19 protein-coding genes are annotated in these 21,203 nt (G+C 67.4%); 10 read left to right on the forward strand and 9 right to left on the reverse strand.

What is annotated here, in order from left to right; translation table 11 throughout:
• Positions 1–105: 105 nt before the first annotated feature.
• Together AC3A5Z_RS14575 and AC3A5Z_RS14580 are read left to right on the forward strand one after the other, a co-directional pair.
• Positions 106–1,740 carry an FAD/NAD(P)-binding protein gene (locus AC3A5Z_RS14575; protein ID WP_487520070.1) on the forward strand — a complete coding sequence of 545 codons (1,635 nt, stop codon included), beginning with the start codon at positions 106–108 and terminating at the stop codon, positions 1,738–1,740.
• Between the two features lie 461 nt (positions 1,741–2,201).
• Positions 2,202–2,510 (forward strand): DUF2934 domain-containing protein, encoded by a 309-nt coding sequence (locus AC3A5Z_RS14580; protein ID WP_487520071.1) that lies wholly within the window; start codon positions 2,202–2,204, stop codon positions 2,508–2,510.
• Between the two features lie 39 nt (positions 2,511–2,549).
• On the opposite strand, the gene AC3A5Z_RS14585 is transcribed toward AC3A5Z_RS14580, so the two are convergent.
• From AC3A5Z_RS14585 to AC3A5Z_RS14595, 3 genes are all read right to left on the reverse strand, one after another.
• Entirely contained in the window at positions 2,550–2,921 is a 372-nt protein-coding gene (locus AC3A5Z_RS14585) for a DUF1850 domain-containing protein (protein WP_487520072.1), read from the reverse strand.
• The gene (locus AC3A5Z_RS14590) at positions 2,918–5,020 is read right to left on the reverse strand and encodes a TRAP transporter permease (RefSeq protein WP_487520073.1); all 2,103 of its coding nucleotides are present in this window, start codon (positions 5,018–5,020) and stop codon (positions 2,918–2,920) included. Before AC3A5Z_RS14590 ends, AC3A5Z_RS14585 begins: the two co-directional genes overlap by 4 nt.
• 77 nt (positions 5,021–5,097) lie before the next feature.
• The gene (locus AC3A5Z_RS14595) at positions 5,098–6,051 is read right to left on the reverse strand and encodes a TAXI family TRAP transporter solute-binding subunit (protein ID WP_487520074.1); all 954 of its coding nucleotides are present in this window, start codon (positions 6,049–6,051) and stop codon (positions 5,098–5,100) included.
• A 293-nt stretch (positions 6,052–6,344) separates the two neighbouring features.
• Here AC3A5Z_RS14595 and AC3A5Z_RS14600 point away from each other — a divergent pair, with 293 nt between their 5' ends.
• The 5 genes from AC3A5Z_RS14600 to AC3A5Z_RS14620 all read left to right on the forward strand — a co-directional run bounded on the left by AC3A5Z_RS14600 (position 6,345) and on the right by AC3A5Z_RS14620 (position 11,626).
• Positions 6,345–7,943: an ABC transporter substrate-binding protein gene (locus tag AC3A5Z_RS14600; protein WP_487520075.1), complete on the forward strand. Its 1,599-nt coding sequence runs from the start codon at positions 6,345–6,347 to the stop codon at positions 7,941–7,943.
• A gap of 70 nt (positions 7,944–8,013) precedes the next feature.
• Complete coding sequence (locus AC3A5Z_RS14605) at positions 8,014–9,021, forward strand: ABC transporter permease subunit (protein WP_487520076.1); 1,008 nt, start codon at positions 8,014–8,016, stop codon at positions 9,019–9,021.
• A 7-nt stretch (positions 9,022–9,028) separates the two neighbouring features.
• Positions 9,029–9,922 (forward strand): ABC transporter permease subunit, encoded by an 894-nt coding sequence (locus tag AC3A5Z_RS14610; protein ID WP_487520077.1) that lies wholly within the window; start codon positions 9,029–9,031, stop codon positions 9,920–9,922.
• 4 nt (positions 9,923–9,926) lie between these two features.
• Positions 9,927–10,781 carry an ABC transporter ATP-binding protein gene (locus AC3A5Z_RS14615; protein WP_136792360.1) on the forward strand — a complete coding sequence of 285 codons (855 nt, stop codon included), beginning with the start codon at positions 9,927–9,929 and terminating at the stop codon, positions 10,779–10,781.
• Positions 10,778–11,626: a dipeptide ABC transporter ATP-binding protein gene (locus AC3A5Z_RS14620; RefSeq protein ID WP_487520078.1), complete on the forward strand. Its 849-nt coding sequence runs from the start codon at positions 10,778–10,780 to the stop codon at positions 11,624–11,626. The genes AC3A5Z_RS14615 and AC3A5Z_RS14620 overlap by 4 nt, the downstream gene beginning before the upstream one ends.
• Before the next feature lie 33 nt (positions 11,627–11,659).
• On the opposite strand, the gene AC3A5Z_RS14625 is transcribed toward AC3A5Z_RS14620, so the two are convergent.
• From AC3A5Z_RS14625 to AC3A5Z_RS14645, 5 genes are all read right to left on the reverse strand, one after another.
• Positions 11,660–12,571, reverse strand: coding sequence for a nickel/cobalt transporter (locus AC3A5Z_RS14625; RefSeq protein WP_487520079.1), 912 nt, complete (start codon positions 12,569–12,571; stop codon positions 11,660–11,662).
• A complete protein-coding gene (locus tag AC3A5Z_RS14630; RefSeq protein WP_487520080.1) occupies positions 12,562–13,194 on the reverse strand; it encodes a DUF1007 family protein in 633 nt (210 codons plus the stop codon). Before AC3A5Z_RS14630 ends, AC3A5Z_RS14625 begins: the two co-directional genes overlap by 10 nt.
• Before the next feature lie 78 nt (positions 13,195–13,272).
• Complete coding sequence (locus tag AC3A5Z_RS14635) at positions 13,273–14,604, reverse strand: sensor histidine kinase (protein ID WP_487520081.1); 1,332 nt, start codon at positions 14,602–14,604, stop codon at positions 13,273–13,275.
• 2 nt (positions 14,605–14,606) lie between these two features.
• Positions 14,607–15,266: a response regulator transcription factor gene (locus AC3A5Z_RS14640; RefSeq protein WP_487520082.1), complete on the reverse strand. Its 660-nt coding sequence runs from the start codon at positions 15,264–15,266 to the stop codon at positions 14,607–14,609.
• A complete protein-coding gene (locus AC3A5Z_RS14645) occupies positions 15,266–15,595 on the reverse strand; it encodes a PepSY domain-containing protein (RefSeq protein WP_487520083.1) in 330 nt (109 codons plus the stop codon). The genes AC3A5Z_RS14640 and AC3A5Z_RS14645 overlap by 1 nt, the downstream gene beginning before the upstream one ends.
• Before the next feature lie 148 nt (positions 15,596–15,743).
• Here AC3A5Z_RS14645 and AC3A5Z_RS14650 point away from each other — a divergent pair, with 148 nt between their 5' ends.
• The 3 genes from AC3A5Z_RS14650 (at position 15,744) to AC3A5Z_RS14660 (ending at position 18,086) form a co-directional block, all read left to right on the forward strand.
• Positions 15,744–16,460, forward strand: a complete 717-nt coding sequence (locus AC3A5Z_RS14650) for a calcium-binding protein (protein WP_487520084.1) — start codon at positions 15,744–15,746, stop codon at positions 16,458–16,460.
• A 123-nt stretch (positions 16,461–16,583) separates the two neighbouring features.
• The gene (locus AC3A5Z_RS14655; protein ID WP_487520085.1) at positions 16,584–17,795 is read left to right on the forward strand and encodes a GTP-binding protein; all 1,212 of its coding nucleotides are present in this window, start codon (positions 16,584–16,586) and stop codon (positions 17,793–17,795) included.
• 3 nt (positions 17,796–17,798) lie between these two features.
• Positions 17,799–18,086: a DUF6525 family protein gene (locus AC3A5Z_RS14660; protein ID WP_487520086.1), complete on the forward strand. Its 288-nt coding sequence runs from the start codon at positions 17,799–17,801 to the stop codon at positions 18,084–18,086.
• 14 nt (positions 18,087–18,100) lie between these two features.
• Here AC3A5Z_RS14660 and AC3A5Z_RS14665 read toward each other — a convergent pair whose 3' ends face one another.
• Positions 18,101–21,199, reverse strand: coding sequence for an efflux RND transporter permease subunit (locus AC3A5Z_RS14665; protein ID WP_487520087.1), 3,099 nt, complete (start codon positions 21,197–21,199; stop codon positions 18,101–18,103).
• Positions 21,200–21,203: the final 4 nt, after the last annotated feature.

A 21,203-nucleotide genomic window follows, 5' to 3' on the forward strand; every position in this document is an offset into this window, starting at 1 on the left:
GCCGCGCTTCCGGGTCGTTTGACCGCAGCCGAGCCCGGCGGTCGGGCCCCGCTTGCTTTCCTTCCGAGCCGCTACCGGGTGCGCCGCACCCTTTCCGGGTGACACATGACGCTCAATATCGCTCTCGTCGGCTCCGGCCCTACCGGGCTCTACACTCTGGCCTCGCTGGTCGACCACGCCGACCCGATGCTGCTGACGATCTACGAATCCGCCGGCCTCGGCGGGGTCGGCATGCCCTACAGCCCGGATGCGACGCATATCGCCATGCTCGCCAATATCGCCAGCATCGAGATCCCGCCGCTGACCGAGACCTATCTCGACTGGCTGCACCGCCAGCCCCCCGCCTTCCTGCGGATCTACGGCGTCGATCCCGACACGCTGCACGACCGTCAGTTCCTGCCCCGGCTGCTGCTGGGTGGCTATTTCCGCGACCAGTTCGAGCGTCTGCTGGAGAGGGGCCGCGCGGCAGGCCATCAGATCGCGCTGCGCGAACGCTGCCGCGTTCTGGACATCGAGGCGCTGCCCGAGGGGCTGCGGCTGCTGGCCTCGACCGATGAGGCCGAGCCCGAGCCGTTCTTCCACGACCGCATCATCCTCGCCACCGGCCATGTCTGGCCCGACGAGACGCAGGACACGCCGACCTACTACCTCAGCCCCTGGAGCGGCCTGCCCGAAGCCGAGATCCCGGCCGTGAGGATCGGCGTTCTGGGCACCTCGCTCAGCGCGCTCGACGCCGCCACCTCGATTGCCACCCAGCACGGCCACTTCAGCGGCGGCGAGGATGACACGCCGGTGACTTATCATCCCGATGACCCGGAGCACCTGCCGAACATCACGCTGATGTCGCGCAGCGGCGTGCTACCCGAGGCGGATTTCTACTGCCCCCTGCCCTACGAGCCGCTGGCGTTCTGCACCGAAGAGGCCGCCGAGGCCGAGGCGGCGCGAGGGGCAGAGGGCCTGCTCGACCGGCTCTTCGCGCTGTTCAAGGCAGAGCTTGCCGCCGCCGACCCGGACTATGCCGCGGCGATCGGTCTGGCGGATCTGACTGTCGAGACCTTCCCCCGTGCCTATTTCGCGGAACGGCGCGAGGCCGAGCCCTTCGCCCATGCCGCGCGCAATCTGGCCGAGGCGCTGGAGAACCGCGCGGCGCGGCGCACGGTGCCGTGGCGCTATGCGATCCTGCGGATGCACGAGGTCTTCGACGCCTCGATCCCGGCGCTGGACGAAGACGACCTGAAGCGGTTCGACGCCGGGATGAAGACGGTCTTCGTCGACAATTACGCCGCCATCCCGCCCGCATCGGTTAACCGCCTGCTGGCGCTGCACCGGGCGGGTGTGGTCGAGGTGCTGCGGCTGGGGACGGACTATGATCTGAGCGAACGCGGCTCGGGGGTTGCCGTCTCGGGCGAGGCGGGCGACCGCCGCTTCGATCTCTTCATCGACGCGCGCGGCCAGCGCCCGCTCGACCTTGCCGCCCTGCCCTTCCCCAGCCTGCGCCGTCAGCTGGCGGGCGAGGCCGACCCGAAGGGGCTGGAGATCGCGGTGGACCCCGAGTTCCGCGTCAAGGTGCCGGCGGAGACCAAGGGCGAGATCCGCCTCGCCGCGCTGCCCTTCCTGATGCGGCGCAGGCCCTTCATTCAGGGAATCACTGCCAGCGCCGAGATCGGCGCCTCGGTCGCCCGCTCGATCGCGCAACCCCCGGATGCGCCCGCTGCGCCGGTAGCAACCGCTGCCCGCTGAGCCACCGCCGCGGTCCATGGAAATCCCGCTGCCGGGGGTGCATTGTCCTCTGCTCCGGCGGCGACACTGTCCAAAAGGTCAGCTATCAAAAGCTATCTAAAATGCTAGGCATTTCCCTACAAGCTTTTGAACTACAAGACCTTTTGCACTTGGACAATCTTATGAATCGCCGTTCATTGTTGCCGGACCTTGCCCCGGCAGAGTCGCCTCCGCGGTGGCGCCTGTGTTTGAAGACCCGCCTGCAACGCCTCTGGCACGGGCTCTTCTGCACCACCGCGGGGGCGCTTTTTCTAAGCCTGATCCTGTCCTTCGTACTGATGGCGGCAATCGTTCACAAATAGGCCGCCCTGCCGGCAAAACGGGCCATTCGCCGCAGCTTGCTTTTCCCATGGCACTTTCTGGCGCATATTGCGTTGCTGCACAGGCCCCTGTTTCCGGGCAGCATTCAAGGAGGTTCTAGAATGTCCCAGCGCGACGAACGCATCGCCAAGATGGCGCACGACCTGTGGGAAAAGGAAGGCAAGCCGGACGGCCGCCACGAGGAACACTGGCATCGCGCCGCCGAAGCCGTTGCCGCCGAGCAGGAAAGCAGCGCCGAGACACCGGCCGCGGAGAAGGTGAAGGCGCCGCGCGCGACCAAAGCCGCCGGCACCGCATCGAAGCGCGCCGCCAAGACAGAGGCCCCGCAGACCGAGGCGGCAGAGTCGAAACCCGCAACCGAGAAGGCCCCCCGCGCGCCGCGCAAGCCCAAGGCCAAACCGGCGGAGTGAGCGCCCGGCCCCCCGCGCTGCCACTTGGCGGCGCGGGGGCTACCTGTCGCAGTTCACCGCCTGCCAGAGCCGCACCGGCGGGCCCGCCGCCGCGCCGAGGCTATGACACGCTCCCGCCGCGCAAAGCGTCCAGCCCCCGCCCGTCGCCCCCGAGGCCGCAAGGAAGACCTCGCGCTGCGGCGGCAGTTGGGGCGCATAGCTCCAGACGCCATCGACCAGCCGCGCGTCTTCGGGCGGCTCCATCCCCGCGCCGCTGCCGCTGATCCGCGCCTCGACCGGGCGCAGACCTTCGGCGTTCACTTCCCAGCGCTCCCACCAGAGACCGCGGGTGACGGAATGGGTCCAGCTCAGCTCGAACTCCGGCACGGCGAGGGCGAGCACCACCGCCCCCGCGGCGACGCAGAGGCTCATGCCGGGTGCTGCCGCGCAAGCCTGCGGGCGCGCAGCCAATGCGCCCCGAGCACCAGTGCGGCCAGCGCGAACCCCAGCTCGTCGGTCAGCGGCAGCGCCATCACCAAAAGCGCGCCCGCCGCGAAGGCCCCCACCCGCTCCCACCAAAGCGCATGGCCGAAGCCGTAGCCCACCACCGCGACACCCCAGAGCCCGATGGCGAGACAGGCCTTGGCGAAGATGTAGACCACCTCGACCGGATAGCCGAAGCTCTCGGCGATCGGGCCAGCATCCTGCAGCATCAGGGCCGGGGTGTAGACCGCCATGAAGGGGACGACGAAGCCCGCCACCGCCAGCTTCGACGCCTGCAGCGAGATGCGCAGCCCGGAGGTCTTGGCCATCGGCGCCGCGGCAAAGCAGGCCAGGGCCACCGGCGGCGTCAGGTCGGCCATGATGCCGAAGTAGAAGACGAACATGTGGCTGACCAGCAGCGGCACACCCAGCTCCAGGAGGGCCGGACCGGCAAGCGAGGAGGTGATGATGTAGTTGGGGATGGTCGGAATGCCCATGCCGAGTACGAGACAGACCAGCATGGTCAGCAAAAGCGAGATGAACAGGTTGTTCTCGCCGATGGCGATGATCGCTCCGATGAAGGTCGAGGCGATGCCGGTCAGGGTCAGCGTGCCGATGATCACCCCGACGATGGCGCAGGCGATGCCCACCGGCAGCGCGTTGCGCGCCCCTTCGGCCAAGGCGTCGCGCACGATCAGCAGCGTCTCGCGCCCGCCCTTGAAGACGGCACAGGCAAGAACCAGCAAGACGATGACCAGCGCCAGCAGGTCGACGCCGAAGCGGATGAAGGAGGCAGCGGCGAGGCCCAGCACGATCCAGAACAAGAGGCGGAAGACGAAGGGGCCGATCAGCGCCGCCAGCGGGGCGCCGAGGATCAGCACGACGACGAGTGCGAGGCCCATGGTCCCGGCGAAGATCGGGGTGAAGCCGGCAAACAGCAGCCAGACCAGCGCCACCAGCGGCAGAACCAGCGGCCACTGCTCCTTCACCGCCTTCCACGGGTTCGGCAGGCCGGCCTTGTCCATCCCCTGCAGCCCGGCCTTCCCGGCCTCCAGATAGACCATCCAGAAGCAGACGCCGAAGTAGAGGATCGCGGGCAGGATCGCCGCCTGCACCACCGACGCATAGGGCACGTTCAGCGTCTCGGCCATGATGAAGGCCACGGCCCCCATCACCGGCGGCATGATCTGCCCGCCCATGGACGAGGTCGCCTCCACCCCGCCGGCAAAGGAGGAGCGAAAGCCGAAACGCTTCATCAGCGGAATGGTGAACTGGCCGCTGGCCACCACATTGGCGACCCCGGAGCCAGAGATCGTGCCCATCAGCGCCGAGGACAGGATGCAGACCTGCGCCGGCCCGCCGCGCCAGCCGCCGACGAGGCCGAGCGCGAAATCGTTGAACAGCTTCAGCATCCCGGCGCGTTCGAGGAAGGCGGCGAAGACGACGAAGATGAAGATGTAGGCCGCAGAGACATAGATCGGCGTGCCGTAGATGCCCTCGGTGCCGAAGGAGAAATGCTCGATGATCTGCACGAAGTCGTAGCCGCGATGCACCAGCGGGCCGGGGAGATGCTGGCCGAAGAAGCAGTAGGCGAGGAAGATCGCGGCGATGGTCGCCAGCGCCCAGCCCATCAGGCGGCGCGAAAGATCGAAGACCAGCACGAGAAGCAGCGAGCCGACGACGATATCCGCCGTGGTCAGGAAGCCCGAACGGCGGATGATCTCGTCATAGAACACCCAATTGTAGAGCCCGGTGGAAAAGCCGAGCAGCGCCAGCGCCCAGAACAGCGCCTTTGTCAGGGGCCGCTTGGCCAGAAGGTTCGCGACCAGCGCGAAACCCAGAAGCAGCAGGAAGCCGACATGCATCGCCCGGACGATCTGGCTCGCCAGCGTGCCATAGGCGGCGGTCCAGATCTGGAAGGCCGAAAAGGTCACCGCGATCCAGAAGGCCGCGCGGCCCGTCCAGCCTTCGCCAAAGCCGGCAGGCAGCCCCTCGATGGCTTCCTCGGCGGTCTGCGCCAAGACCTCGACTGTCGGTTTTTCGGTCATGCTGCCCCTCCCAAGGCTGTCCTGCCCCCGCGGCGGGGGGCGTGCGGGACGGCTGCGCCGCCCCGCCGTCGGTCAGATCACTGGATCACGCCGACTTCGCGGTAGTAGCGCTCCGCCCCCGGATGCAGCGGGATCGACAGCCCTTCCACCGCCCGTTCCAGCGCGATGTTGCCCGCCGCGCTGTGGGCCGACTTCAGCCGGTCGAGATTGTCGAAGATCAGCTTCGTCATCTGATAGGCGGTCTCCTCGCTGACCTCCTCGTTGGTGACGAGGATGTTGCCCACGGCGGCGGTCGGCACATCGGCGTCCTGCCCGGTATAGGTGCCGGCCGGGATCACTGCGGGCACATAGGGCGCGCCGATCTTGGCGACGACCTCCTCGGGAATGCCGATCACCGTGATCTCGTGCGTGGCCGAAAGATCCTTGATCGAGGCGACCCCGAGACCCGCCGACTGCAGCGTGGCCTGGATCTGGCGGTTCTTGATCAGTTCGGCGGATTCCGCGAAGGGCAGGTATTCGACCTTGGCCAGGTCGTCATAGCTCATCCCCGCCGCGCCGAAGATCGCCCGGGCGTTCAGCTCGGTCCCCGAGGCGGGGGCGCCCACCGAGAGCGTCTTGCCCTTGAGGTCTTCCAGCGTCGTGGCGCCGGAGGCGGTCTCGGCGACGATCTGGATGTAGTTGGGATAGATCGCCGCGATGGCACGCAGGTTCTTCAGCGGCTGCGGAAAGCCCGCCTCGGCATCACCCTCCCAGGCCAGCGCCACCGCGTCGCCCAGCGAGAAGCCGATCTCGCCCTTGCCCTGTCCCAGCAGGTTGAGGTTTTCGACCGAGGCCTTCGTCGCCTGCACCTGCGTGCGCGAGCCTTCGATTCCCTCGGCATAGATTTCGGACAGGGCGACGCCCAGCGGGTAGTAGACCCCCGAGGTGCCGCCAGTCAGCACGTTGATGAACTCTTGCGCGCGCAGCGCGGGTGCGGCAAAGAGCGCCGCGCCAAGCGCCGCCGAAGCAATGATTTTTCCAGAGATGGTCATGCAAGTTCCTCCCGTTGCAGTCCGATGGATCGCAAGCCTGCACCGCGAGACGCCGCGGGCAAAGAGATTTCTCGCCGTTCCGGCGGGTTTTCCCGCTGCCCGTGACCCGGGCGTGAGGGCACCTTACGATCTGCCGTCTGTCAACAGGAAGATCGTGCGTGACGGCCGGCCGGCCGCAACGTCACCTCTGGAGAATCCGGCTTGCAATTGACAGAACGAACCCATTCAATTCGCCGCAGTCGCCGAAATCGGGAAACCCCGCGGCCAGTCCAACAAAAACGGAGGGAAACGAAATGAAACTCGCACATCTGGTCGCCGCGTCTTCGCTGGCGATGATGTCGGCCGCCGGCGCCCATGCCAAGACGCTGGTCTACTGCTCGGAAGGATCGCCCGAAGGCTTCGACCCGGCGCCCTACACCGCCGGCACCACGCTCGATGCCTCGGGCAAGACGGTCTACAACCGTCTGGTCGAATTCGATCTCGGCACCACCAATGTCGTGCCCTCGCTGGCCGAGAGTTATGAAGTGTCGGAAGACGGGCTGGAATATACCTTCAAGCTGCGTCCGGGCGTGAAATTCCACACCACCGACTTCTTCACCCCGACCCGCGACTTCAACGCCGACGACGTGATCTTCTCGTTCAACCGTCAGGGCGACGAGGCGAGCCCGTGGCACCAGTACATCGCCGGGATCAGCTACGAGTACTACAGCGGCATGGAAATGCCGACGGTCATCAAGGAAATCCAGAAGGTCGACGACCTGACGGTGAAATTCGTGCTCACCCGTCCCGAGGCGCCCTTCCTCGCCAACCTCGCGATGAGCTTCGCCTCGATCCTGTCGAAGGAATACGCCGACCAGCTCGAAGCGGCCGGCACGATGGAGAACATGAACAACGCCCCGGTCGGCACCGGCCCGTTCAAGTTCGTGGCCTACCAGAAGGACGCCGTGATCCGCTATCAGGCGCATGACGACTACTTCAAAGGCCGCGAGGAGATCGACGATCTGGTCTTCGCCATCACCACCGATCCGGCGGTGCGCATGCAGAAGCTGCAGGCCGGCGAATGCCACATCATGCCCTACCCGGCGCCCGCCGACCTGGAGGCGCTGAAGGCCGACGAGAACCTGACCGTCATGGAGCAGGCCGGTCTGAACGTGGCCTACCTCGCCTACAACACCACCGTCGCGCCCTTCGACAAGCCCGAAGTGCGCAAGGCGCTGAACATGGCGATGAACAAGCAGGCCATCGTCGATGCGGTGTTCCAGGGCACGGGCCAGCTGGCCAAGAACCCGATCCCGCCGACCATGTGGAGCTACAACGACGCCGTGGTCGACACGACCTACGATCCGGAAGCGGCCAAGCAGATGCTCGCCGATGCCGGCGTCAGCGACCTGAACATGGAAATCTGGGCCATGCCGGTGCAGCGCCCCTACATGCCCAATGCCCGCCGCACCGCCGAGATGCTGCAGGAGGATTTTTCCAAGATCGGCGTCAATGTCGAGATCGTCTCCTATGAGTGGGGCGAGTATCTGGCGAAGTCGACCGATCCGGCCCGCAAGGGCGCGGTCATCCTCGGCTGGACCGGCGACAACGGCGATCCGGACAACTTCCTCGCCGTGCTTCTGGGCTGCGCCGCGACCGGCGAAGGCGGTGCCAACCGTGCGCAGTGGTGCAACGAGGACTTCGACGCGCTGATCCAGAAGGCCAAGGTGACGGCGGATCAGGCCGAGCGGACCAAGCTCTATGAAGAAGCCCAGGTGATCTTCAAGGATCAGAACCCCTGGGCGACGCTGGGTCACTCCACCGTCTTCATGCCGATGTCGAAGAAGGTAACGGGCTACATCATGGACCCGCTGGGCACCCACAACTTCACGGGCGTCGATATCGCCGAGTAAACACGCTACACTAACGTGCAGGCGCGTCGGGGACGTCCCCCCGGCGCGCCTCTCCTCATTCGGGATCGAGATGATAAGATTTCTCCTTGGCAGGCTCGCCTATCTGGTGCCGACCTTCATCGGCATCACCATCGTCGCCTTCGGCTTCGTCCGCTTGCTGCCCGGTGACCCCGTGCTGCTGATGGCGGGGGAACGCGGCATCTCGCCCGAACGCCACGCGCAGCTGACCGAGCAGCTCGGCTTCGACCGCCCGATCTGGGCGCAATATTTCGAATTCGTCGGCAACCTGTTCCAGGGCGATTTCGGTCGCTCGCTCAGCACCAAGAAGCCGGTGCTGGACGAGTTCATGACCCTGTTCCCCGCCACCATCGAGCTGGGGCTCATCGCGATCCTGATCGCGACGCTGGTCGGCATCCCGCTCGGCGTCTTCGCCGCCATCAAGCGCGGCAGCGTCTTCGACCAGGTGTCGATGGGCGCGGCGCTGGTCGGCTATTCGATGCCGATCTTCTGGTGGGGGCTGCTGCTCATCATCTTCTTCTCGGGCATCCTCGGCTGGACCCCGGTCTCCGGCCGGATCGACCTGCTGTATTTCTTCCCCAACGGCACCGGCTTCATGCTGTGGGATTCGCTCGCCTCGGGCCAGAGCGGCGCCTTCACCTCGGCGGTGCGCCACCTGATCCTGCCGTCCATCGTGCTGGCCACGATCCCGATGGCGGTGATCGCCCGGCAGTCGCGCTCGGCCATGCTGGAGGTGCTGAGCGAAGACTACGTCCGCACCGCCCGCGCCAAGGGGATGAGCCCGTTCCGCGTGGTCGGCATCCACGCGCTGCGCAACGCGCTGATCCCGGTGATCACCACCATCGGCCTGCAGATCGGCGTGCTGATGGCCGGGGCGATCCTGACCGAGACCATCTTCTCCTGGCCCGGGATCGGCAAATGGATGATCGATTCCATCTCGCGCCGCGACTACCCGTCGGTGCAAGGCGGTCTTCTGCTGATGGCCGGGGTGGTGATGATCGTGAACCTGATCGTCGACCTGCTCTACGGCGTCATCAATCCGCGCATCCGTCACAAGTGAGGTCGACATGACAGAGACTACGCAACAGACCTCCGAAACCCGGCGGATGCTCTCCGAGTTCTGGTTCTACTTCAGTGAGAACCGGGGCGCGGTGATCGGGCTCTGCGTCTTCATGGCGCTGGTGGTCATCGCCATCTTCGCGCCGCTGCTGGCCCCGCACAGCCCGACGGTGCAGAACCGCGACGCCTTCCTCGTGCCGCCGGTCTGGCAGGAGGGCGGCATGTCCAGCTTCCTGCTCGGCACCGATGCGGTGGGGCGCGACATCCTCTCACGGCTGATCTTCGGCGCGCGGCAGTCGCTGGTGATCGGCATCGTCGTCGTCACCATCGCGCTCTTCGGCGGCATCATCCTCGGGCTGATCGCCGGCTTCTTCGGCGGCTGGGTCGATACCGTCATCATGCGGGTGATGGACGTGATCCTCGCCTTCCCGTCGCTGCTGCTGGCGCTGGTCATGGTGGCGATCCTCGGGCCGGGGCTGATGAACGCGATGATCGCCATCGCCATCGTGCTGCAGCCGCATTTCGCGCGCCTGACCCGGGCGGCGGTGATGACCGAGCGCAACAAGGAATACGTGATGGCCGCACGGGTTGCGGGCGCCGGTCGCCTGCGGCTGATGTTCAAGACCATCCTGCCGAACTGCCTCGCCCCGCTGATCGTGCAGGGCACACTGTCCTTCTCCAACGCGGTGCTCGACGCGGCGGCCCTGGGCTTTCTCGGCATGGGCGCGCAGCCGCCGACGCCGGAATGGGGCACCATGCTGGCCGAAGCGCGCGAGTTCATCCTGCGGGCCTGGTGGGTCGTCACCTTCCCCGGCCTTGCGATCCTGATTACGGTGCTGGCGATCAACCTCGTCGGCGACGGTCTGCGCGATGCGCTCGACCCCAAACTGAAGCGGAGCTGAGCCGATGGCGCTTCTGGAAATCCGCAATCTCACGGTCAGCTTCGAAACCTCGACCGGCCTCTTCCACGCGGTGAAGGGCATCGACCTTTCGGTGCAGGAACGCGAGGTTCTGGCCGTGGTGGGCGAGAGCGGCTCGGGCAAGTCGGTGGCGATGCTGGCCTCGATGGGGCTGCTGCCCAAGACGGCCAAGATCACTGCCGACGTAATGACCTTCAACGGGCGTGACCTGCTGACCATGCCCGACACCGAGCGGCGCAAGATCATCGGGCGCGACATCTCGATGATCTTTCAGGAACCGATCGCCTCGCTCAACCCCTGCTTCACGGTGGGCTACCAGATCGAGGAGGTGCTGCGCAGCCATCTCGGCCTGAACAGCGCCGACTGCCGCAAGCGCGCGGTGGAGCTGTTCGGCGCCGTGGGCATCCCCGACCCCGAAAAGCGCCTCGACTCCTATCCGCACCAGATGTCGGGCGGGCAGTGCCAGCGGGTGATGATCGCCATCGCCATCGCCTGCAAGCCGAAGCTGCTGATCGCGGACGAGCCGACGACGGCGCTGGATGTGACCATCCAGAAGCAGATCCTCGACCTCTTGATGACGCTGCAGGAAGAAACCGGCATGGGCATGATCATGATCACCCATGACATGGGTGTGGTGGCCGAGACCGCCGACCGCGTGGCGGTGATGTACAAGGGGCGCAAGATGGAAGAGGCCGATGTGGTGACGCTGTTCGACAACCCGTCGCACAGCTATACCAAGGCGCTGCTCTCGGCCCTGCCGGAGCTTGCGACCGGCGACCGCCTGCCGACAGTGTCGGATTTCGTCGACACCGCCTCGCTGCAGACGGAGGGCGCGCGATGACCCCGGTTCTCGAGGCCCGCGGCCTGATCCGCGACTACAGCGTCACCGGCGGGCTGTTCCGCAAGGCGCAGAATGTCCGCGCCCTGAACGGCATCAGCTTCTCGGTGCAGCAGGGCAAGACCCTCGCCGTCGTCGGCGAAAGCGGCTGCGGCAAGTCCACGCTCGCCCGGATCATCACGCTGATCGACCCGGCAACGGGTGGCGAGCTGCTGATCGACGGCCAGCCGATCGACATCGGCGTGGAGCGGCTGCCCTCGGAGATGCGCCAGAAGGTGCAGATCGTGTTCCAGAACCCCTATGGCTCGCTGAACCCGCGCCAGAAGGTCGGGGACATGCTGATGGAGCCCCTGCTGCTGAACACCAGTGACACGGCGGCAGAGCGGCGCGAGAAGGCCATGGCGATGCTGACGAAGGTCGGGCTTCTGCCCGAGCATTTCAGCCGCTATCCGCACATGTTCTCGGGCGGGCAGCGCCAGCGCCTTGCCATCGCCCGGGCGCTGATGGTGAACCCGCGGCTTCTGGTGCTGGACGAGCCGGTCTCGGCACTGGACCTCTCGGTGCAGGCGCAGGTGCTGAACCTGCTGGCGGATCTGCAGGAAGAGTTCAACCTGACCTATGTCTTCATCAGCCACGACCTGTCGGTGGTGCGCTACATCGCCGACGAGGTGATGGTGATGTACAAGGGCGAGGTGGTAGAATACGGCAGCCGCGACGCCGTCTTCGGCAATCCGCAGCACGAGTATACCCGGACGCTGTTCGCCGCGACCCCGGTGACCGACCTCGCCGCCATTCGCGCCCGGGTGGAGCGTCGTCGCGCTGCCGGGCTCGGCGCCCAGGTGGCCTGAGCTTCAGGCGGCCCCTTCCGGGGGGCCGCCGCCTCAGCCGCGGCCGAGGATCATCGCCAGCATCAGCGCCATGATCGCCCCGCCGGTCACCAGCTGCAGTGCCGCCGAGACCGTCTGCATCCGGCCCGCTGCCGCACCGCCCGCCACCCGGGCAAGCTGGCGCAGCCCGACGCCGCCACCGACCACCAGCCCGTTGAACAGTGCCGTCCCGAGGCCCATCGCCAGAACGGCCAGTATGCCGCTTGCCGCGATGTCGAAGCGCCAGGCGATGACCAGCAGGAACAGCGCCCCGGTGCAGGGCCGCAGCGCGATGCTGGCGATCAGCCCTGCCATCTCGCGCTTCGAGGTCAGCGCGGCGACGGCGGCAGGCGTCGGGCCGTGGCTGTGACCGCAGCCGCAGTCCTCCCCGTGGTGATGGTGATGCGCATGCGCCTCCCGCTTGGCGTCGAGCTGGCGCAGCAGGGCACGCCCACCGCGAAAGGCCAGCATCGCGCCGATCAGCGCCACGGCGGCATAGCTCGCCGGGGCCAGCCAATCCTCGGTCAGGCCGATGGCCTCGGTCGAGGTCAGCGCCAGGAGCTTCACCCCCACCACGACCAGCAGGATCGCCGTCAGCGACTGCGCCAGCGCCGAAACGAGGCTGAGCCAGAGCATCCGCCAGAGCCCCGCCCCGCCTGCCAGCGCCGCGCCGCCGAGCAGCACCTTGCCATGCCCCGGCCCCAGCGCATGGACGAAGCCGTAGCTGGCCGAAAGGAAGCACAGCGTCGCCAGCGCCGCCGGATCACCCGCCTTCAGCGCCTGAAGACTCCCGGCCATCGCATTCTGGAAGCCGCGCTGCTGCTCTGCCGCCCAATGCGCCAAGGCCCCGGCCTGCGGGCTGCCCGACAGCAGCAGCAGAAGCCCCGCCACCGCGAGGATGCCGAGCAGGGTCAGGATCAGTCGCATTGCAACGTGATCTCGTCGGCGAAGCGCTCGCCGATGGTGGGATCGTCGGGGATGTCTTCCTGAGACAGCGCGCTCAGCTCCTCCTGCAGCGCCTGCTCGGCCGCGTCGGGCTGGAACGGGATCAGCGAGACGCTGCAGCCCGGCACCTCGCCCTCGGCGCTGGTCACCGTGTAGGCGTAGTAATAGCCGGGATCGTAGAGCTTCAGACTGGCCGCCACCCCCTCCAGCGGCTGCGCCGTGGCGAGCGGCAGATCGAAGCTTACCTCCACCCGGTCGCCCACCATCCGCGCCACCCCGTTCTGCGGGCGGCCCAGCGGCTCCTTCGTCCCGCCGACCCAGAGGTAGGTGTCGCCTTCGTAATCCGGCGCCCAGTCGGTCTCGCCATGCGCCACCCGCTCCAGATCCTGCGCGTTCAGCTTGCCGTCGCGGTCATGGTCGAGATCGAGCTGATCGTAGAGCACCAGCGTGGTGAAGGCGTCGTAGAGCCATGTGATGCGCAGCCCGGTCAGCGCGCCGTCGCCAAGGACGAAGCCCGCCCTGGCATCGACGAAGACATGCGGATGCGCCAGAGCGGGCGCGGCGGAAAGGGCGAGGGCGGAGGCCAGCGAGACGGTGCGAAACATGCCGCGGTTATGCCGTCTCGTCCGCGCGGGGCAAGTCACTTTTCGGTGCCGCGCGGGCATCGGCGGGCCGCCGCCCGCTCATCCTCTGGCCCGCGGCAGGATCAGCATCGCCTCCAGCCCCGGCGTCGCATTGCGCAGCTCCAGCCTGCCCCCCGCCGCCTCGGCGATGTCGTCGGCAATGGCGAGGCCCAGCCCGTGCCCCCCGCTCCGGCTGTCGAGCTTGACCCCCCTGCCCCGCATCGCCTCGAGCTGCGCAGGGTCTGCCCCCGGCCCGTCGTCGCGCACCGTGATCGCCACCTGCCCTTCACGCAGGCCGATGGCGATGCGGACCAGCTTCTCGGCGTGGATTGCCGCATTCTCGATCAGCGCGCCGAGCGCCTCGGTCAGGTCGGCGCGGTCGATCCGCACCTTCACGGCCTCGGCCTCGATCTGCCAGTCGATCCCCGGCCCGCGCGCCGTGCGCCGCAGCACCGACACCACATCCTGCACCGCCCGCGCCGGGTCGGTCGCGGCATGCGAGCCCACCGCGATGCGGGCGCGGGTCAGCTCGCGATCGACGTGGCGCTGCATTGCCATCGCCACCTCCTCCAACCCCTCGGCGGCCCCCGCATCGCCGCGCTGCCGCAGCCGCCCCGCCTCGCCGATCAGCGCCTGCAGCGGCGTCTTCAGCGCATGGGCCAGATCGCCCGCACGCTGGCGGGCACGGTCCACCTCGGCCTCGCGGGCGTCGAGCAGGCTGTCGATCTCCTGCGCCAAGGGCATCACCTCGGTTGGAAGGTCGCTGCCGATCCGCCGCTCCGCCCCCGAGGTCAGCGCCGCCACCCGCGCGCCGATGGCCGAGAGGGGCCGCAGTCCCAGCGTCACCTGCGCCGCGGCCGCCGCGACCAGCGCCAGCGCCAGCAGCAGGAGATAGGGCCAGAGATCGCGCAGGAAGGCCCGCCGCGCCTCGGTCAGCTCGGCCCGGTCGGCGGCGACGGCGATGCGGATCGGCGTGCCGGAAGGCCCAAGCCGGATGCTGCGGTCAAGCACCACCAGACGCTCGCCCTTCGGCCCGGGCAGGTCACGGACCGACTGGCCGCCGACCTCCGGCGCCGCCTCGGGCAGCGGCAGCGTGTAATCCCAGAGCGAGCGCGAGCGCAGCAGCGCACCATCCAGCTCGATCTGCCAGTAGTGCCCCGAGAGCGGGCGCTGGAACAGCGGATCGCCGGGCCGCTCCGCAAGCACCGGATGCCCGGGCGCAGGCTCCAGCGCCGTCGCCAGTGCGTCGAAGCGGTTGTTCAGCGCCGCAAGTTCCACCCGCTCGGCATGGCGGTCGAAAAGCAGCGCCAGCCCCCAGGACAGCGCGACCAGCGTCAGCGCCAGAACGGTGGCCCAGAGCACCAGCAGCCGCAGCCGGATCGAGCGCAGCACCCTCAGACCGCTTCGAGATGGTAGCCGAAGCCGCGCCGCGTGCCGACAATGCCCGGCCCCAGCTTGCGCCGCAGCCGCGCCACCAGCGCTTCGACGGCATTGGCCTCGCGCGAGTCGTCGTCGCCATAGAGATGCTCCAGCATCTCTGTCGGCGGCACGGTGCGGCCCTTGTTCAGCATGAGATAGGCAAGTAGCCGGAACTCCAGCGGCGTCAGCGCCAGCGGCACCCCATCCAGCGCGCCGGTCATGCGGTTGAGATCCAGCGACAGCCGCCCCGCGCTCTGCACCGGCGCCGCCCGCCCTGCCGAGCGGCGGACAAGGGCGCGGGCGCGCGCCACCAGCTCTTCGATGCGGAAGGGTTTGGGCAGATAGTCGTCGGCGCCCGCATCGATGCCCTCGACCCGCTCCATCCAGGTGCCGCGCGCTGTCAGCACCAGCACCGGGATCTCCGACCCTTCCGCCCGCCAGCGTTTCAGCACCGCCAGCCCGTCGAGCTTCGGCAAGCCCAGGTCCAGCACGATAAGATCGAAGGCCTCTGTCCCGCCGAGGAACCACGCTGTCTCGCCATCCTCCGCCGTTTCGACCCGGAACCCCGCCGAGGTCAGCGCCACGGTCAGGTCGCCCGCGATGCGCGGGTCATCCTCGACGACCAGCGCCCGCATCAGTCCATCTCGTCCGCATCGTCATCGGGATCCTCGTCTTCGACTTCGATCACCTTGCCCGTGGTGGCGTCGACGTCAACTTCGATCAGCCGGCCATCGCTGCGCAGGATCTCGAATTCATAGACATGCAGCCCGTCATCCTCTTCCAGCTCGACTTCCAGCACCCGCCCGGCAAACTCCCGCTCCATCCGCGCCATCATCGGCCCCAGCGGCAGGAAGGCACCCTGGGCCACCGCGTCGCGCGCGATCTCGAAATCGGGGCGCGGAGCCTCCTGCGCCGCGAGGACGGAAGGCAGCAGGACGACGAGGCTGAGCAGGATGCGTTTCATGAAACCGTCATATCAGCCGCCCGCTGACAAATCCCTGACAGCCGATGTCAGGCGGGCGTCAGGTGCCTTGTGGCATTCCCCGGACAGACCGGATGCGGATGCCCCGTCGCAGACGCCGGTTCGAGAAACAAAATTGAAGGAAAACAATATGGCACGTCTTGAAGGCAACGATTCGGCGAACACCCTCCACGGCGGCCCGTTCGAGGATTTCCCCCGGGGCTTCGGCGGCAATGACCGGCTGTTCGGTCGGGGCGGCGAGGACGAGTTGCACGGAGACGACGGGGCCGACCGGCTCGAAGGCCAGGGCGGCAGCGACGAGCTTGACGGCGGCAGCGGCAACGACAGCCTCTACGGCGGCGCCGGCAATGACGAGCTGGACGGCGACGGCGGCAATGACCGGCTGTTCGGAAATGCGGGCCATGACGAGATCGAGGGAGACGCGGGCAACGACCGGCTGATCGGCGGCGGCGGGAACGACGATCTCGAAGGCGGCTCGGGCAACGACGTCCTCAAGGGCGGCAATGGCAACGACACGCTGGAAGGCGGCTCGGGTGCCGACGTGCTGAAGGGTGGCCGGGGCAACGATCGGCTCGAAGGCGATGCCGGCGATGACAGGCTGACCGGCGGCGCGGGCGCCGACGTGTTCGAGTTCGAGCGTGGCGACGGGCGCGACGTGATCACCGATTTCCAGAACGGCACCGACCGGATCGATCTCGACGATTTCAGCCGTGCTCAGGTGATGCAGCTGATCGACGACGCGACGCAATCCGGCTCGGACGTGGTGCTGACGCTGTCCTCCAGCACGACGATCACCCTCGCGGATATGCAGCTCTCGCAGCTCGGCGAATCCGACTTCCTGTTCTGATCTCCGCCCTTTCGAACCCTCAGGCCAGCGCCCCGCGCTGGCCTTTTGCTTTTCCGCTCCACCGCGCCTTGCCTCCACCCGCCGATCTCCATAATGTTATGCTATAACATTACGGAGATTCCCATGCCGCAGCCCCGCCTTCCCGTCACAGTCCTCTCCGGCTTCCTCGGCGCCGGAAAGACGACGCTGCTGAACCATGTGCTGAACAACCGCGAGGGGCGGCGGGTGGCGGTGATCGTCAACGACATGTCCGAGGTGAACATCGACGCCGATCTGGTGCGCGAGGGGGCAAACCTGTCACGCTCGGAGGAAAAGCTCGTCGAGATGACCAATGGCTGCATCTGCTGCACGCTGCGCGACGACCTCTTGCAGGAGGTCCGCCGTCTGGCCGATGAGGGCCGCTTCGACTATCTGCTGATCGAGAGCACCGGCGTGTCGGAGCCGCTGCCCGTCGCCGCGACTTTCGAGTTCCGCGACGAGGCGGGCGGGAGCCTGTCGGATATCGCCCGTCTCGACACGATGGTGACCGTGGTCGATGCCATCCACCTCCTCAAGGACTACGGCTCGGCCGATTTCCTCTCCGACCGGGGCGAGACGGCGGGAGAGGAGGACGGGCGGCGTCTGGTCGATCTTTTGGTCGAGCAGATCGAATTCGCAGATGTCGTGGTGCTGAACAAGGTCTCCGACGCCACGCCCGAGCAGCTGCAAGCGGCGCGGCTCATCATCCGCGGGCTGAACCCGGACGCGCGGCTGATCGAAACCGACCATAGCCGGGTGGCGCCGGGCGAGATCTTCGATACCGGGCTCTTCGATTTCCAGCGCGCGCACCAGCATCCGCTGTGGTTCAAGGAGCTGCACGGCTTCGCCGACCATGTGCCGGAAGATGCGGAATATGGCATCACCAGCTTCGTCTACCGCGCCCGCCGCCCCTTCGATCCCGAGGCGTTCGCCGCGTTTCTGCAGACACCCCTGCCCGGAGTGATCCGCGCCAAGGGGCATTTCTGGCTGGCGACGCGGCCCGACTGGGCCGGCGAGTTCAGCCTTGCCGGAGCCTTGGCCACGACGCGGGGTCTCGGTCTCTGGTGGGCAGCAGTGTCCGAGCGGCACTGGCCCGAGGGAGGCGAGGCCCGGGCGCGGATGCAGGAGCGCTGGGACACCGTCTTTGGCGACCGGCGGCAGGAGCTGGTCTTCATCGGCACGCTCGGCACCATGAGCCGCAGCCGCATCACCGCGATGCTTGACCGCTGTCTGGTGCCGCAGGCAGCTTTCGTGCCGGAGGAATGGGCCGCGCTGCCTGACCCGCTGCCGCTCTGGGGCAGGCCGAGAGAGGCCTGAGCTTTGCGGCGCAACCTTGCCACCTCGCTGCGCCGCAAGGCGCGGCCCGATGCGATGGCGCGCTACGACCGGTTGCCCGCCGAACTCCGGCTCTGGCTCGCCGGGGCGGCGCTGCCGTGGTCGGCCAATTCGGCCCTGCGGCTCTGGCAACGGGCGCTGCACGAGACACGCGATCCCGCGGCGGCGCGACAGCGGCTCTCCGCCGCCGAAGCGCGGCTTCTGGCCCGCGATGCGCGGCAGATCTGGGGGGCAGCCTATCCGCTGACGGAAAAGGCGTCCCCCTCGCCATAGGGAGACGCCCGATCTCAGGCCGGTTTGCGGCGCAGCCTTGCGACGGCGGACAGCACGATCACGTAGAGCCCCGGCACGAGGAAGACACCGATCAGGGTGGAGGCGATCATCCCGCCCAGCACCGAGATGCCGATGGCATTCTGCGCCCCTGCCCCGGCCCCGGTGGCGATGGCCAGCGGCAGCACCCCCAGCATGAAGGCGATCGAGGTCATCAGGATCGGCCGCAGCCGCTGCCGCGCCGCCATGGTGCTGGCCTCGACCAGCGTCATGCCGCGCTCCTGCAGGGTCTGGGCGAACTCGACGATCAGGATCGCGTTGCGCGCGGCAAGGCCGATGGTGGCAAGGAGGCCGACCTTGAAATACACGTCGTTGTCCTGCCCGAAGAGCGTCGCCGCCGCCACAGCCCCCAGCACCCCGACAGGCACCGAGAGCATCACCGCGAAGGGCACGGTCCAGCTTTCGTAGAGCGCCGCGAGGCAGAGGAAGACGATCATCGCCGACAGCGCATAGAGCAGCGGCGCCTGATTGCCCGCCAGACGTTCCTGATAGGACAGGTCCGCCCAGGCAGCGCCGTAACCGCCCGGAAGCTCCGCCGTCAGGCTCTCCATCACCTCCATCGCATCGCCCGAACTGGTCCCCTCGGTCGCAGCACCCGAAAGCGACAGCGCCCGCGAGCCGCCGTAGCGCGTGAGACTCGGCGCGACCTCGTCCCATTCCTGCGTCATGAAAGCGGCAAAGGGCACCATCTCGCCGCCCGAGGTCCGGGCATACCAGCCGTCGACATCCTCCGGCTGCATCCGGTAGGGCGCGTCGCCCTGCACGATGACCGGACGCAGCTCATTTCCTAACGTAAAGTCATTAACTTCGCGCCCCGAGAACATCACCGCCAGCATCGCGTTGATTTCCGACAGGCTGAGCCCGAAGGCGCCGGCCTTCTGCTGGTCGATCTCCAGCCTGAGCGAGCTTTCGAAGGCGTCGTCATTGCCGCGCAATTCGCCGACCCGACCATCCTCGGTGGCATTGGCCACCAGCGTATCCGCCGCTTCGGCCAAGGCCTCGTGACCGTTGCCCGCCTGATCCAGCAGATACATGCTGAAGCCAGAGGAATTGCCCAGGCCTTGGATCGACGGCGGCTGCATGAAGATGATCTGCCCGGCCCGATGCCCCATGAAGCGCATGTTGGCCCGCATCGCCAGCGCACTGGCCTCCGCCCCCTCGCGCTCTTCGAAGTCCTTCAGCTTGACGAAGAGCATCGCCGAATTCTGCCCGCTCGAGCCGAAACTGAAGCCGAGCGCGCCGAAGGCGGCCTCCACCGTCGCGGATTCCTCCTCGAGCAGATAGGCCTCGATCTCCTCGACCACGGCTTCGGTCTGGGCAGTGGTGGCGCCTTCGTCCAGCTCCACCATCGCCATCAGCACCCCCTGATCCTCCTGCGGCAGGAAGGACGAGGGCAGCCGGTCATAGAGCAGGTAGGCCCCGCCCGAGAGGGCAACGAGCAGGATCAGCAGCCGGAACGGCCGCTTCAGGCTACCGGCCACCGCCGAGGCATAGCCGTCGGTCGCCCTGTCGAGACCCCGGTTGAACCAGCGCGCCGGGGCGATGCCGCCGCCATGGCTGCGCGGGCGCAGCAGCGAAACGCACATGGCCGGCGTCAGGATCAATGCCACGGCAAGCGAGATCAGCATGGCCGAGATGATCGTCACCGAGAACTGCCGGTAGATCACCCCGGTCGAGCCCTCCATGAAGGCCATCGGCAGGAACACCGCCGAGAGCACCAGCACGATGCCCACCAGCGCGCCGGTGATCTCGTGCATGCTCTTCTCGGTGGCCTCGCGCGCCGACAGCCCCTCCTCCTCCATCACCCGCTCGACATTCTCCACCACCACGATGGCGTCATCGACCAAAAGGCCGATCGCCAGCACGAGGGCGAACATGGTCAGCGTGTTGATCGACAACCCCAGCACCGCGAGGATGCCGAAGGTGCCCAGCAGCACGACCGGAACGGCGATGGTCGGGATCAGCGTCGCGCGCCAGCTCTGAAGGAAGACGAGGATGACGAGGAAGACCAGCACCACCGCCTCGATCAGCGTGTGGTAGACCTGATTGATCGATTCCTCGACGAAGGGCGATGTGTCGTAGGGATAGGCGATTTCCACCCCCTCCGGCAGGCTGGCCGCAAGCTGGTCCAGCGTGGCGCGCACCGCCTCGGCGGTATCGACGGCATTGGCCCCGGCGGCGAGGTTGATGCCGAAGCCCGCGGCGGGATTGCCGTTGTAGCGCGAGGAGGAGCCGTAGCTCTCCTGCCCGATCTCGATCCGCGCCACGTCGCCGAGGAAGATGGTGGATCCGTCGGCCTCGGTGCGCAGGAAGATCCGCTCGAACTCCTCCACGGTCGAGAGCTGCGACTGCGCGGTCAGCGTCGCGGTCAGCTGCTGCCCCTCGACCACCGGCTGCGCGCCAAGGCTGCCCACGGTCACGTTGGAGTTCTGCTCGGACACCGCCGCCGTCACGTCGGCAGGGGTGATCTGATACTGGTAGAGCTTGACCGGATCGAGCCAGATCCGCATCGCATAGCCCGAGCCGAAGCTGTTGATCGAGCCCACGCCCGCCACCCGCTTCACCGGGTCCTCGATGGTCTGGGCCATGATATCGCCCAGTTGCAGCGAAGAATAGGCGCCGTCCTGCGATACCAGCGCCCCGACCATCAGGATCGAGGAGGTCGAGCGCGAGACGTTCACGCCCTGGCTCTGCACCACTTCCGGCAGGCTCGAGGTGATGAGCTGCAGCTTGTTCTGCACCTGGATTTGCGCCAGATCCGGGTCCATGTCGTCGTCGAAGGTCAGCGAGACGCTGGCCGAGCCGGTGTTCGAGGTCGAGATCATGTAGAGCAGACCGTCGAGCCCGGTCAGCCCGTCCTCGATCACCGTGGTGACCGAGTTCTCGACCGCCTCGGCAGAGGCGCCGGAATAGGTGGCGCTGATCCGCACCGTGGTCGGCGCGATCTCGGGATATTGCGAGATGGGCAGGCTGTTCAGCCCGAAGAGCCCGGCCAGCATGGTGACGATGGCCAGCACCCAGGCAAAGACCGGGCGGCGAATGAAGAAGGAGGCCATGCGC

The sequence above is a fragment of the Cereibacter sp. Soil_C_27 genome (genome assembly GCF_057657095.1).

Bases quoted from the DNA above. Each gene is read 5' to 3' on its own strand.
- AC3A5Z_RS14575 (WP_487520070.1), top strand. From the start codon at position 106: ATGACGCTCAATATCGCTCTCGTCGGCTCCGGCCCTACCGGGCTCTAC.
- AC3A5Z_RS14580 (WP_487520071.1), top strand. From the start codon at position 2,202: ATGTCCCAGCGCGACGAACGCATCGCCAAGATGGCGCACGACCTGTGG.
- AC3A5Z_RS14585 (WP_487520072.1), bottom strand. From the start codon at position 2,921: ATGAGCCTCTGCGTCGCCGCGGGGGCGGTGGTGCTCGCCCTCGCCGTG.
- AC3A5Z_RS14590 (WP_487520073.1), bottom strand. From the start codon at position 5,020: ATGACCGAAAAACCGACAGTCGAGGTCTTGGCGCAGACCGCCGAGGAA.
- AC3A5Z_RS14595 (WP_487520074.1), bottom strand. From the start codon at position 6,051: ATGACCATCTCTGGAAAAATCATTGCTTCGGCGGCGCTTGGCGCGGCG.
- AC3A5Z_RS14600 (WP_487520075.1), top strand. From the start codon at position 6,345: ATGAAACTCGCACATCTGGTCGCCGCGTCTTCGCTGGCGATGATGTCG.
- AC3A5Z_RS14605 (WP_487520076.1), top strand. From the start codon at position 8,014: ATGATAAGATTTCTCCTTGGCAGGCTCGCCTATCTGGTGCCGACCTTC.
- AC3A5Z_RS14610 (WP_487520077.1), top strand. From the start codon at position 9,029: ATGACAGAGACTACGCAACAGACCTCCGAAACCCGGCGGATGCTCTCC.
- AC3A5Z_RS14615 (WP_136792360.1), top strand. From the start codon at position 9,927: ATGGCGCTTCTGGAAATCCGCAATCTCACGGTCAGCTTCGAAACCTCG.
- AC3A5Z_RS14620 (WP_487520078.1), top strand. From the start codon at position 10,778: ATGACCCCGGTTCTCGAGGCCCGCGGCCTGATCCGCGACTACAGCGTC.
- AC3A5Z_RS14625 (WP_487520079.1), bottom strand. From the start codon at position 12,571: ATGCGACTGATCCTGACCCTGCTCGGCATCCTCGCGGTGGCGGGGCTT.
- AC3A5Z_RS14630 (WP_487520080.1), bottom strand. From the start codon at position 13,194: ATGTTTCGCACCGTCTCGCTGGCCTCCGCCCTCGCCCTTTCCGCCGCG.
- AC3A5Z_RS14640 (WP_487520082.1), bottom strand. From the start codon at position 15,266: ATGCGGGCGCTGGTCGTCGAGGATGACCCGCGCATCGCGGGCGACCTG.
- AC3A5Z_RS14645 (WP_487520083.1), bottom strand. From the start codon at position 15,595: ATGAAACGCATCCTGCTCAGCCTCGTCGTCCTGCTGCCTTCCGTCCTC.
- AC3A5Z_RS14650 (WP_487520084.1), top strand. From the start codon at position 15,744: ATGGCACGTCTTGAAGGCAACGATTCGGCGAACACCCTCCACGGCGGC.
- AC3A5Z_RS14655 (WP_487520085.1), top strand. From the start codon at position 16,584: ATGCCGCAGCCCCGCCTTCCCGTCACAGTCCTCTCCGGCTTCCTCGGC.
- AC3A5Z_RS14665 (WP_487520087.1), bottom strand. From the start codon at position 21,199: ATGGCCTCCTTCTTCATTCGCCGCCCGGTCTTTGCCTGGGTGCTGGCC.